10 protein-coding genes are annotated in these 13299 nt (G+C 40.3%); 8 read left to right on the forward strand and 2 right to left on the reverse strand.

Features of this window, described 5'->3' with window-relative positions:
* Positions 1–97 precede the first annotated feature (97 nt).
* Complete coding sequence (locus JEP40_RS08475) at positions 98–1384, reverse strand: DUF3748 domain-containing protein (RefSeq protein ID WP_198623196.1); 1287 nt, start codon at positions 1382–1384, stop codon at positions 98–100.
* Between the two features lie 136 nt (positions 1385–1520).
* On the opposite strand from JEP40_RS08475, the gene JEP40_RS08480 reads away from it, so the two are divergent.
* From JEP40_RS08480 to recG, 6 genes are all read left to right on the forward strand, one after another.
* On the forward strand, positions 1521–2138 hold the full coding sequence (locus JEP40_RS08480) for a trimeric intracellular cation channel family protein (RefSeq protein ID WP_072068818.1): 618 nt from the start codon (positions 1521–1523) through the stop codon (positions 2136–2138).
* A 303-nt stretch (positions 2139–2441) separates the two neighbouring features.
* Positions 2442–3065 carry a guanylate kinase gene (gene gmk / locus JEP40_RS08485; RefSeq protein WP_198623197.1) on the forward strand — a complete coding sequence of 208 codons (624 nt, stop codon included), beginning with the start codon at positions 2442–2444 and terminating at the stop codon, positions 3063–3065.
* Positions 3066–3119: 54 nt separating this feature from the next.
* Complete coding sequence (rpoZ, locus tag JEP40_RS08490) at positions 3120–3395, forward strand: DNA-directed RNA polymerase subunit omega (protein WP_006534607.1); 276 nt, start codon at positions 3120–3122, stop codon at positions 3393–3395.
* 29 nt (positions 3396–3424) lie between these two features.
* The gene (gene spoT / locus JEP40_RS08495; RefSeq protein ID WP_198623198.1) at positions 3425–5551 is read left to right on the forward strand and encodes a bifunctional GTP diphosphokinase/guanosine-3',5'-bis pyrophosphate 3'-pyrophosphohydrolase; all 2127 of its coding nucleotides are present in this window, start codon (positions 3425–3427) and stop codon (positions 5549–5551) included.
* Between the two features lie 2 nt (positions 5552–5553).
* Positions 5554–6276, forward strand: coding sequence for a tRNA (guanosine(18)-2'-O)-methyltransferase TrmH (trmH, locus tag JEP40_RS08500; protein ID WP_198623199.1), 723 nt, complete (start codon positions 5554–5556; stop codon positions 6274–6276).
* A 4-nt stretch (positions 6277–6280) separates the two neighbouring features.
* On the forward strand, positions 6281–8368 hold the full coding sequence (gene recG, locus JEP40_RS08505; protein ID WP_198623200.1) for an ATP-dependent DNA helicase RecG: 2088 nt from the start codon (positions 6281–6283) through the stop codon (positions 8366–8368).
* Positions 8369–8518: 150 nt separating this feature from the next.
* On the opposite strand, the gene gltS is transcribed toward recG, so the two are convergent.
* A complete protein-coding gene (gene gltS, locus JEP40_RS08510) occupies positions 8519–9733 on the reverse strand; it encodes a sodium/glutamate symporter (protein ID WP_198623201.1) in 1215 nt (404 codons plus the stop codon).
* Between the two features lie 241 nt (positions 9734–9974).
* On the opposite strand from gltS, the gene JEP40_RS08515 reads away from it, so the two are divergent.
* Together JEP40_RS08515 and JEP40_RS08520 are read left to right on the forward strand one after the other, a co-directional pair.
* The gene (locus tag JEP40_RS08515) at positions 9975–11366 is read left to right on the forward strand and encodes a uracil-xanthine permease family protein (RefSeq protein WP_198623202.1); all 1392 of its coding nucleotides are present in this window, start codon (positions 9975–9977) and stop codon (positions 11364–11366) included.
* Between the two features lie 199 nt (positions 11367–11565).
* A complete protein-coding gene (locus JEP40_RS08520; protein ID WP_198623203.1) occupies positions 11566–13242 on the forward strand; it encodes an AsmA family protein in 1677 nt (558 codons plus the stop codon).
* Positions 13243–13299 lie beyond the last annotated feature (57 nt).

Below are 13299 nucleotides of genomic sequence, written 5' to 3' on the forward strand. Positions count from 1 at the left end.
TGAGACACCTGAATTTGATTGCTCAAAAATCACTTATCATCTAATTCATTCTATTTATAGAGCCTATATAGTATAGGCTCTATTTTTAGCATAATAATTACAGCCCCGTCTCTACTGTAAATATCTGACGATAACCATCAACATCACGCATAAATGCAATATATTGGTCATCCGGAGAGAACACGACAGCATCGCTACTTGGTGCTTGTGCAGTTTTTTCTGTTAATCGTGTTAGTTCACCCGTTTTTGCATTACATAACATCACGCTGTTATCACAAATAAAGGTGAGATATTGTCCGTTACTATTCCATGTAAAGGCTGACTGAATATTCCAATCCTGCGAGGTGATCTGTTTTATTTCTTTCGTACTTGGCGAAACGGTATATAACTGCACAACACCATCATCATCTTTCATTAAAAAAGCAATGGCATCACCTTTTGGGGAGCTTCTTAACCAATGACGAGGCTGATTTAAAACACCTGCATATTTTCTATTGGCTGTATTTGTTAGACGAGTTTGATGAATACCTTTCGCGACAGCTGGTATTGTTGTATCAGTTCCTGCTAATGGTTTATCACCTTCAATGCTGAAAGCATGATTATCATCAGGTAAATCCACTAAGAAAATATCAGAAACTTTATCACCAGTTTCACTCACGGTATCGCCGATAAATGCAATAGCCCAACGTTGCTGTGAACCATCAGCCTTTGTATACCCCTGAGTACCCACCCAACACTCTTCATAGGCTTTATTAATTTCGTCGCTTCCCTTTTGTGGATGAGCAACAGTTTGGCTTATTACAGTGCAAAAATATTCACCGTCATATTCACGAGGATGTTTTTTAGCAACATTTACCGCTTTTAGTGGCACAGCAACTGCCACATTACGTTGATCATATTCGCTACCCAATTCATGCATAATATGATCGTTATAAGTAAAGCTTAAACGCGTGCCGTCAGGGCTAAAGACATGAACATGCGTTCCGCCACGTAATGCACCAACTTGATATGGGGAGGTCAGTGAGCATGCATCAATATTAAAAACACGATTTTGCTCTGACTCATCCACAATCACCCCGCGACGATGATGAAAATCATAATGCCATTCATCATCTGGGTTTTCAGGTCCATGAATAAAAGCATAACGCACCGGCTCGGTTGGGCATACTGTAGCCACACCAACATGCGCCCCTTGTGTTGCAGTGTAAATTATCTGTTGCTGTTTTGTTTTCGCATGAATTTTTTCTATGGTTAGACCTGTAAAAGATCCCCCATTGGGACGTACATCATAGACTAACCACTGGCTATCTGGTGTCCAAACATTTATATTGGTTAACTGATGATGACGGCTATCAGACGTAATCTGGTGTTCCTGAAAAGACATATTTATCCTTATCGGGAAATAAATTTCCACATTATAAAAACTAATTAATTTTACCTGGCACTAAAAAAATTCAGTCGAGACTTTTTCGCAAGGTAATTACTCTATCCTCACTAAATAGTCAGAAAATTAGAAAATCATGTTACTTAGTGTTCTCTATATTATTGGTATTACTGCAGAAGCCATGACGGGTGCGCTTGCTGCTGGCCGTCGTAAAATGGATGTTTTTGGCGTAATTATTATCGCCTCTGCAACTGCCATTGGTGGTGGCTCTGTCAGAGACATTCTACTCGGCCATTACCCCCTGGGTTGGGTAAAACACCCTGAATATATCGTCACTGTTGCATGTGCTGCTGTTATTACCATGTGGGTTGCTCCCATGATGAAACACTTACAGCGACTCTTTCTTATCCTAGATGCCATCGGTCTAATGGTTTTCTCTATTATCGGCGCACAAATCGCACTCGATATGGAGTATGGCCCAATTATTGCAGCTATTGCCGCGGTGATTACGGGTGCTTTTGGTGGTGTATTAAGGGATATGCTCTGTAATACCATTCCTCTGGTTTTCCAAAAAGAAATTTATGCCGGTATCGCTTTTGGTGCTGCATGGCTTTACATGGGATTACTGTTTTATACACCATTACCAAGAGACGTTATCATCATCATTACCCTTGTTGCTGGGTTAACGGCTCGACTTCTCGCTATTCGTTATAAATTGGGCCTACCCGTCTTTAATTACGAGAATCAAGATTAACGAATCGCTGTTTTAACGACAGCGGTTATTTTTGATTCTGTGGGGTATCTCAAAATATAATCTCTTTTCACTATTGTGATAAAAGGTAATTCCTATCACTGAGCCTTTAATTGTATGTTAATATTGGCATAGTTTAATTTTTCTCTTATTTCCCAATAAAAAAGAGAACGCAATAAGAAAAAAATAGCTCTGTATTAAACATGGGCACTGTATGTCATTCATTGTATGTGTATACTATATGGGGGATTTGCTCCCTAAACATGTATTTATACTTAATTCTCCAGTCAAATTCAGAAAGTCATCATGATCCAAGGAACTCTTTATATTGTTTCCGCTCCAAGCGGTGCGGGTAAATCAAGTCTTATTCAAGCGCTGTTAAAAACACAGCCTTTATATGACACGCAGGTTTCTGTCTCCCATACCACTCGCCCTATGCGACCGGGAGAAAGCCATGGTGAACATTACTTCTTTGTTACTGAAGAAGAATTCAAAAGCATGATAGAAAGTGGGGATTTCCTCGAACATGCTTGTGTTTTTGGTAACTACTACGGCACATCCGGTAAAGTTATCAAAGAAATCTTAGCCAGTGGTGTTGATGTTTTTTTAGATATTGATTGGCAAGGCGCACAACAAGTGCGTAAAGCGATGCCAGAAGCTCGCAGTATTTTTATTCTGCCACCGTCAAAAGAAGAGCTTTACCGCCGACTTCGTGGACGTGGCCAAGATAGCGAAGAAGTGATTACAAAACGTATGTCACAAGCTGTATCGGAAATGGAACATTTTAATGAGTATGATTATTTGCTGATTAATGATGATTTCAATACTGCGCTTGCTGATTTACAATCAATTATTCGTTCAGAAAAATTACGCCTTGATCGTCAAGCACTACGACATGGTGATTTAATCAGCAAATTATTGGCAGACTGAGTTAACTTTCAGTATTATGCCCAGTCATTTCGTTAATGGTGGAGTAACACAAATATGGCACGCGTAACCGTTCAAGACGCTGTAGAAAAAATTGGTAACCGTTTTGACCTCGTTCTGGTCGCAGCACGTCGTGCGCGTCAGTTACAAGTTGGCGCTAAAGATCCTTTAGTTCCAGAAGAAAATGATAAAATGACTGTTGTCGCGCTACGTGAGATCGAAGAAGGCCTGATTAACGGTAAAATTCTTGATGCTCGTGAACGTCAAGAGCAGCAAGAGCAAGAAGCAGCAGAATTACAAGCTGTTTCAGCGATTGCGGAAGGTCGTCGTTAATCGTTTTATAAAATAGGGGTAGGTCTGCCTTGTACCTGTTTGAAAGCCTGAATCAAATCGTTCAAAAATACTTGCCATCGGAGCAAGTTGAACAACTCAAAAAAGCCTTTATCGTCGCCCGAAATGCCCACGAGGGGCAGACTCGTTCAAGTGGTGAGCCTTATATTACTCACCCTGTTGCGGTTGCGTGTATTCTCGCAGATATGCGATTAGACCACCAAACGCTTATGGCGGCGTTGTTGCATGATGTTATCGAAGATACACCTGCAACCTTCCAAGATATCGAAAACCTATTTGGTAGTACGGTAGCCGATCTTGTTGAAGGTGTTTCTAAACTGGATAAATTAAAGTTTAGAGACAAAAAAGAGGCTCAGGCTGAAAACTTCCGTAAAATGATTATGGCGATGGTAAAAGATATCCGCGTCATTTTAATCAAACTGGCAGACCGAACTCACAATATGCGCACACTGGGTTCATTACGCCCAGATAAACGTCGCCGTATTGCTCGCGAAACACTCGAAATCTATAGCCCTCTCGCACATCGTTTAGGTATACATCATATCAAAACAGAGCTTGAAGAGCTGGGTTTCGAGGCGCTACACCCTAATCGTTACCGTGTTATAAAAGAAGTCGTTAAGGCTGCTCGAGGTAACCGCAAGGAGATGATTAATAAAATCCTCTCTGAAATTGAAGGTCGCCTGACAGAAGCACATATCGAATGCAAGGTTAACGGTCGCGAAAAACACCTCTACTCTATCTATCGTAAAATGTTGCTAAAAGAACAACGTTTTCATTCGATTATGGATATCTACGCCTTTCGCGTTATCGTGAAAGAAGTCGATACCTGTTATCGCGTATTGGGTCAAATGCACAGTCTTTATAAACCACGTCCGGGGCGAGTTAAAGACTATATTGCCATCCCTAAAGCCAACGGCTATCAATCCCTTCATACATCACTCATTGGCCCTCATGGCGTGCCAGTTGAAGTACAAATTCGTACTGAAGATATGGATCAAATGGCTGAAATGGGGGTTGCAGCGCATTGGGCTTATAAAGAGCAAGGTGAACAGCCGGGCACAACCGCACAAGTAAGAGCTCAACGCTGGATGCAAAGTCTACTTGAATTGCAACAAAGCGCAGGTAGCTCATTTGAATTTATCGAAAACGTAAAATCAGACCTTTTCCCTGATGAAATCTACGTTTTCACCCCAGAAGGTCGTATTGTTGAATTACCAACGGGCGCGACTCCTGTCGATTTTGCTTATGCTGTACATACTGATATTGGTCATGCGTGTGTGGGTGCAAGAGTTGATAGACAACCTTATCCACTTTCACAATCACTACGCACAGGACAAACAGTTGAAATTATTACTGCTCCGGGTGCAAGACCGAACGCTGCTTGGCTAAACTTTGTTGTCAGCTCAAGAGCTCGCTCTAAAATTCGCCAACTTCTGAAAAATTTAAAACGCGAAGATTCTATTAATTTAGGTCGCCGTTTATTGAATCATGCTTTAGGTGAGCATAAGCTCGCGGATATTTCAGCCGAGAATATTGAGCGTGAACTGAAACGAATGAAGCTCCATTCCATTGATGACTTAATGGCTGAGATTGGTTTAGGTAACACCATGAGTGTTGTTGTAGCGCGTAATTTATTAATTGATAGCCAAAATCAAGATGATAACGCACAAACAAATACAACTAATGATGAAACACCAAAACTGCCAATTAAAGGTGCCGATGGCGTATTAATCTCCTTTGCTAAATGTTGTCGCCCTATTCCGGGTGATCCTATCGTGGCACATATTAGCCCAGGAAAAGGTTTAGTTATTCACCATGAATCTTGTCGTAATATTCGTGGTTATCAGAAAGAGCCTGAAAAATTCATGCCTGTCGAGTGGGATAAAGAGATCAACAGTGATTTCATTACTGAAATCAAAGTCGATATGATTAACCACCAAGGCGCATTAGCAAACTTAACCGCTGCAATTAATGATGCAAACTCAAGTATTCAAAGTATGAATACAGAAGAGAAAGATGGTCGTGTGTATTGTGCTTTTATTCGCTTAACTGCGAAAGACAGAGTTCAATTAGCCAATATCATGCGTAAGCTTCGTATCATGCCTGATGTTCTGCGCGTTAGCCGTAATAAAAACTAGTCATGAATTCAATTCGATATGCCCGCATCTGCCAAATGATGGCAATGCGGCAACCTGACCTAACGGTTTGCCTTGAAGAGGTGCATAAATCCCATAATGTGGCGGCCGTTATAAGAACAGCTGATGCCGTGGGTATTCCTAAAATTCATGCTATTTGGCCTGAAGAAAAAATGCGGATGCTCGTATCACCGGCAGCAGGAAGTAACAGTTGGGTAAATGTAGAAACACACCCCTCAATCACTGATGCCGTAGGCTCCTTTCGTACTCAAGGTATGCAAGTTCTTGCGACACATCTCTCAGATAAAGCCGTCGATTTTCGTGAGATTGATTACACTCGCCCAACTTGTATTATTATGGGACAAGAGAAAACAGGTATCTCACAAGATGCGATAACACTTGCCGATCAAGATATCATTGTTCCTATGATGGGTATGGTGCAATCACTGAATGTTTCGGTTGCCAGTGCTTTAATTTTATATGAAGCACAACGACAACGTCAGGCTGCGGGTATGTATAATCGAACAGAAAGCACCTTAACAAAAGAAGAACAACAAATTCTACTATTTGAAGGTGGATACCCAGTATTGGCAGAAGTTTCTCGTCGAAAAGGTCTGCCTCGCCCATACATTAATGAGCATGGTGAAATTGAAGCACCCGACTCATGGTGGGCAGAAATGCAAATGACACAAAAGCAACTTAGGAAATTAAAAAAGACGGAGTATTGATCTCATGAAAGGAAAACTGCTTGATGCAATCCCCTTAACCACTCTTCACGGCGTAGGTGCAAGTCAGGCAGACAAGCTGGCAAAAATAGGGCTTGTGACTATTGAGGATTTGTTACTTCACCTTCCTTTGCGTTATGAAGATCAAACGCACCTCTATGCTATTAGTGACCTCCTTCCCGGTATTCCTGCCACCGTTTCTGGTGAAATATTAAGAACTGAAGTCAGTTTTGGTCGTCGAAAAATGATGACCTGCCAAATTTCTGATGGCTCAGGTATTTTAACGCTTCGCTTTTTTAATTTTACTGCCGCAATGAAAAATAATCTTGCTCAAGGTAAACAAGTCACTGCCTATGGTGAAGTTAAACGGGGAAGTCGGGGTCCAGAAATTATCCATCCTGAATACAAAATTAAAGTGGCAGGAGCTGAGGTTAAACTGCAAGAAACGCTCACTCCAATTTATTCAACAACCGAAGGCTTACGCCAAACATCATTGCGTAAACTGATAGAACAAGCGTTAGAGTTACTTGACACCTGTGCTATTAATGAATTATTACCCGAGCAATTTATTCATGGTTTACCCCCATTAGCCACTGCATTGCGCACTTTACATAATCCACCTCCCGATATCGCCTTCACAGAGCTTGAAAAAGGGCAACATCCTGCACAAAAAAGGCTTATTCTTGAAGAATTACTGGCTCATAATTTAGGCATGCTGAATGCCAGAGCGGGTGCGCAATCTTATCGCGCAGAACCGCTTTTTATGCCAAACACTTCCACATTACGCCAACAATTTCTCGCAATGCTACCTTTTACCCCTACTAATGCTCAGCAACGCGTCGTCAATGAAATTGAAAATGATTTAGAAAAAAACTACCCAATGATGCGACTTATCCAAGGGGATGTGGGATCAGGTAAAACGCTCGTTGCGGCATTAAGTGCGTTACGCGCCATTGCGAATGGTAAACAAGTGGCGTTAATGGCCCCAACAGAATTATTGGCAGAACAACATGCATTGACGTTTAGAAAATGGTTTGAGCCTTTTGGTATTCAAGTGGGTTGGTTGGCTGGAAAACAAAAAGGGAAAGCACGTGAGACTCAACAAAACGCCATTGCGAATGGTGAAGTTTCTATTATTATTGGTACTCATGCTATTTTCCAAGAACAAGTAAAATTTCACTCCCTTGCCTTAGTCATTATTGATGAGCAACATCGTTTTGGAGTGCATCAACGCCTTGCATTATGGAAAAAAGGTGAAGAGCAAGGTTTTCATCCTCATCAATTGGTGATGACAGCAACACCAATTCCACGAACACTAGCAATGACTGCTTATGCCGATATGGATACTTCTATTATTGACGAATTACCTCCCGGACGAACACCAGTCACTACGGTTGCCATCCCCGATACTCGTCGTAATGATATTATTGAACGTATTAGACTCGCCTGTACAGAAGAAAACCGCCAAGCTTATTGGGTCTGTACATTAATTGAAGATTCAGACGTACTTGAAGCACAAGCAGCCCAAGTAATTTACGATGAACTTACACTCGCACTTCCTGAAATTAAAGTCGGTCTTGTACACGGTCGAATGAAACCCGTTGAAAAACAATCTGTTATGTCAGCGTTTAAGGAAAATAAATTACACCTTCTGGTTGCAACAACCGTTATCGAAGTTGGCGTTGACGTACCTAATGCAAGCTTGATGATTATTGATAACCCGGAAAGACTAGGCCTTGCACAATTACACCAACTACGGGGTCGTGTTGGTCGTGGTGCAATCGCCTCTCATTGCGTTTTACTTTATAAAACACCTCTCACGCAAACAGCACGTTTACGATTACAAGTATTAAGAGATAGCAATGATGGCTTTGTTATTGCCCAAAAAGATCTCGAGATCCGTGGCCCAGGCGAGCTTTTAGGTACCAAGCAAACGGGTAATGCGCAATTTAAAGTAGCTGATTTATTACGCGACCAAGGCCTCATTCCTGAAGTACAACGTATTGCTCGTTACTTACATCAACACTACCCTAAGCATTCACAAGCCTTAATCGAACGCTGGCTACCTGCTAAGACACAATATAGCCAAGCGTAAGATCACTCTTTGCGTCGCCTTAGCATGTCGTTAAACGCGATTTTGCATGATATTAAAATAGAACATGCCAAAGAAAAACACCCCAATGCTGAAAACCAACATTGGGGTGCGATTTAATAGAGAAATATTTCTCAAGTTATAACAGTAAAACTATCCTGCTATAGGCGTAAAGAATGGCAACAATAGATACAGTTTGATCACTATCGCATTCACAATATCAATAAAGAACGCCCCAACCATTGGTACGACTAAGAACGCAAGATGAGAAGGACCAAAACGATCCGTAACGGCTTGCATATTAGCAATCGCCGTTGGTGTTGCCCCTAAACCAAAACCACAGTGGCCCGCAGCTAAAATCGCCGCATCGTAGTTTTTACCCATCACACGGAATGTCACAAAAATAGCGTATAGCGCCATAACGCCCGCTTGAACACCAAGAATAACCAGCATTGGGATCGCCAGTGAAGCCAGTTCCCATAATTTCAGGCTCATTAATGCCATCGCTAAAAATAACGATAAACTCACGTTACCTAAAACTGATACAGCTCTATCAAAAACACGATAAAAACCAAGCATTGAAAGACTGTTACTTAAAATGACACCAATAAATAGGACACACACAAAAGTTGGTAATGAGAATGCAGTGCCTTCTAATAATTGAGAAAGGAATGTACCCGCCATTAAACAAATAGCGATCATCGCAATAGTTTCTAACAATACCATTGAAGTAATCATTCTACCTGTGGTGGGTTTCTCAAACGCCGTTGGCATTTCATGATCATCCGCACCAAGTCCTGGTGTTGGAATATTTTTGATTAGGTAACGCGCAACTGGGCCACCAATCAATCCACCTAAAACTAAACCAAAGGTTGCACACGCCATTGCAACTTCAGACGCACTCATGAAACCATAACTTTCAACGAACGTTTTACCCCAAGCAGCCCCTGTACCATGACCACCCGATAATGTAATCGAGCCTGCAAGTAATCCCATTAAGGGATCAAGGCCTAACATTTTCGCCAATGCAATACCGACTGTGTTTTGCACTAGCAACAACCCAACAACAACAAAGATGAAAATAAAAAGCGCTTTTCCTCCCGCTTTTAAGCTCGCGAGGTTTGCGTTTAAACCGATCGTTGCAAAGAAGGCTAGCATTAATGGATCTTTAAGTGAGAGATCAAAACTCACTTCCCAATCCATAAAAGACTTAAATGCTAATAAAAGAACTGCAACAAGTAGTCCACCTGCAACAGGTTCTGGGATCGTATACCGTTCTAAAAAAGGAACAGATTTCACTAACTTACGTCCGATCAAGAGAACCAAAGTGGCCGCAACCAGCGTGCCATAAACATCAAGATGATACATTTATGTACCCCGTCTTATTTGTTAATTTTATATAAAAATACTACGACGCTAAGTTCATCCATAAACAACGCCAAAAGCAGGTATCCCCGATTAGAAAAAAAAATGACGACAAACACAAGTTAAAACATATAAAAATGTGAGCACCTCTTATGCATTTTGATAACATCATTTTCACGCAAACGATTGCTTTTGTGGCACAGATCATTAAAATACTGTTTTTGTCGAATAAGAAATTCACACCATGGTTACTTCAGAAAATCAAAAATTGCCTAAAGATAGTGATGTTTCAGTTAAAAAAAATAGCGAACTTCTTTTTGCTTTAGAAGAAAAACCGCCATTAGCCCAAACGCTTTTTGCCGCATGTCAGCACCTTTTAGCCATGTTTGTTGCAGTTATTACTCCCGCAATTTTAATTTGCCAAGCATTAGGATTACCTGCACACGATACCCAGCGCATTATCAGCATGTCTTTATTTGCATCAGGTATTGCTTCTTTAATACAAATTCGTGCATGGGGGCCAATTGGTTCAGGATTATTATCAATTCAAGGAACTAGCTTTAACTTTGTTGCTCCTTTAATTATGGGGGGATTAGCACTTAAAAATGGGGGGGCCGATATTCCAACAATGATGGCAGCCCTTTTTGGAACATTAATGGTCGCTTCATTAACAGAAATTGTCCTTTCTCGTGTGCTTCATTTGGCAAGACGTATCATAACGCCTTTAGTATCGGGTGTGGTCGTGATGATTATTGGTCTTTCATTAATTCAAGTGGGATTAACCTCTATTGGTGGTGGCTATGCAGCTATTGAAAATAATACTTTTGGTTCACCACAGAACTTATTATTAGCAGGCTCGGTCCTCATTGTTATTATTTTACTGAATCGACAAAAAAATCCTTATTTACGTGTTGCCTCTTTAGTCATTGCCATGGCTGTGGGTTATATTCTTGCTTGGGCACTGGATATGTTGCCAACACCAGTAGAGCATCAAGAAATGCCAATGATGACTATTCCTGAGCCGTTTTATTATGGTTTGTCATTTGATTGGCATCTGCTTATTCCCTTAATGCTCGTGTTTATGATCACCTCATTGGAAACCATTGGTGATATCACCGCCACGTCTGATGTCTCAGAACAACCTGTTAGTGGCCCTATTTATATGAAACGTATTAAAGGTGGCGTGTTAGCTAATGGAATTAATTCCATGGTATCGGCATTTTTCAATACCTTTCCAAATTCCTGTTTTGGTCAAAATAACGGTGTTATTCAATTAACGGGTGTTGCCAGTCGTTATGTGGGCTATGTTGTAGCTGCTATGTTGGTTGTTTTGGGTTTATTTCCTTTTGTTGCAGAATTTGTGCAACGAATTCCTGAGCCTGTATTAGGTGGTGCTACGCTTGTTATGTTCGGCACCATAGCGGCATCAGGCGTACGCATTGTTTCTAAAGAAGCGTTAAATCGCCGAGCAATTATGATCCTTGCAATTTCACTAGCAGTAGGATTAGGGGTTTCTCAGCAACCTCAAATATTACAATTTGCCCCTGATTGGCTAAAAACCTTACTGTCATCAGGTATTGCTGCTGGTGGATTAACTGCAATTATTTTAAATCTGATTTTCCCACCAGAAAAATAACCCGCAAAACAGAATAGCGAAAAACACAAGCGCCATTTTTCTCACTACGAAATGGCGCTTTATTTTTATCTTGTCTATATCGCCTATATTAATAAACGAGTGAAATAACGTAGATTATCCCGATGAATACTTGAGCATCGCTTAGTTTTCAGGCATAACTGTATAATGTTTTGATGGAGTATAAAACAGGAGAAGGGCGATGCGCTGGCTGATGAAAAGTTTGGTATCTCTGATACTTATCGTTATTTTATTTATTATTATAATTTACGCTTTTATTCAGACTCAGTGGGGAGCGCAAAAGACAAGTGAATGGCTAACACAATATACTGATTACGATATTCGCTTCTCGGGCATTGAGCACGATCTTATGCAACCCGAACAAGTTATTGTCCATGATCTCTCTGTTAACCCTAAGCAAGATAAAACAACTGTCTTCGCAAAATCAGCGCAAATTCGATTTAACTGGCAGTTTTTTACCGCGCCTTCTCACCTGCAAAAAATTACATTAGAAAATGGCAATATTGAATTTACCAATAAGGCCCCATCAATACCGTTAAGTGCTGATATTCTGCAATTCAAAAATATGATTTTAAACAGCACCAATGCAGATTTTTCTTTCGAAGCAAAAAAAGTGACGGGTGGCATTACACCTTGGGTACCGACATCGGAAGATTTTATTGGAGCTGGCCATTTTCAATTTTCTATTGCTAATGGCATGATAAATAATAATGAATTCAGTAACTTCATTATTTCTGGTCAATATCAACCCAATAATATTCAAATAGAAAAACTAGGAACGCGTTTACTCAATGGTTCACTTTCATTAAGTGGTCAGTATCAAGATAATCAATGGAAGTTTAATGAAGTTTATATGAATGGCTTACGTTGGCAATCCTCTCAAACCTTCAGTGATTTAATGCAATCAATCTCTAAATACCCACGTATTAGCATAAGATCGCTTAATATTGTTGATTTTACGGCTGAAGGGAAGCAGTGGGCAGTGAGTGGCTTTGATGGTCAATTTTCTCAGTTTGATTGGGATAAAAAACTAACATTCACAACCGGTGAGCTCAACGCAAATGACATTGTTTTTCAAGATGAGCATTTCACTGATCTTATTGCAAAACTAAATCAGCAAAACAATCAGCTCAATCTCGATAATCTGAGTTTACGTTATGAAAAAGGCCTAATTAAGCTTGCAGGTAATTGGAATAAAGACACAAAAACTATTTCTATTCAAGAAGCGACGCTTTCAGGCCTTTTATACACACTGCCTGAAAATTGGCTTACTTTTTTAGCTAAACCTATTGATAATAATAGTGATATTCAAAACATTACTGTCGAACAGTTATCCGTAAATCAATCAATTTTAATTGATATCACACCAGAGTTTCCTTTCCAATTCACCGGATTAACAGGCAAACTGCAAAATTTAATTATTGCAAAAGAAGGTGAATGGGGATTATGGCAAGGTTCAGCTATATTAAATGCAGATAGTGGAACATTAAATAGAATTGAATTACGTCGTCCTGATTTAAACATCGTCACCCAGCAAGATAACGCAATTGTTGAGCAATATTCGGCTTTTATTGGTGATGGCATTGTACGAGGTTCAGCAGCTTTAGTGCAATCTAACCAACAGCGTCAATTCTCACTCATTGCTAATGGACTCAATGTGCCTTTATCAACGCCTTATACCTTGGGTTTAAAAACAACCTACTCTGATGAAATAGGTCAATTTACACTAAAACTGAAAGGTGATTTACGTGCAAGCCCAGTGATATCAACACTCAATGGTACCTTAACTGGAAGTAAAGGTGAGCAACAAATACTCAATTCAGTAATACAAAATGGTGAAATAATTAATCACCTATAAGATTGATCTTTCGCAGGAGCACGGATTGCTCCCTTAGTAAAAAGCGTTACAATGCGC

It is taken from the genome of Proteus vulgaris (genome assembly GCF_016239305.1).
In the GTDB taxonomy this organism is placed as follows: Bacteria; Pseudomonadota; Gammaproteobacteria; order Enterobacterales; family Enterobacteriaceae; genus Proteus; species Proteus vulgaris_C.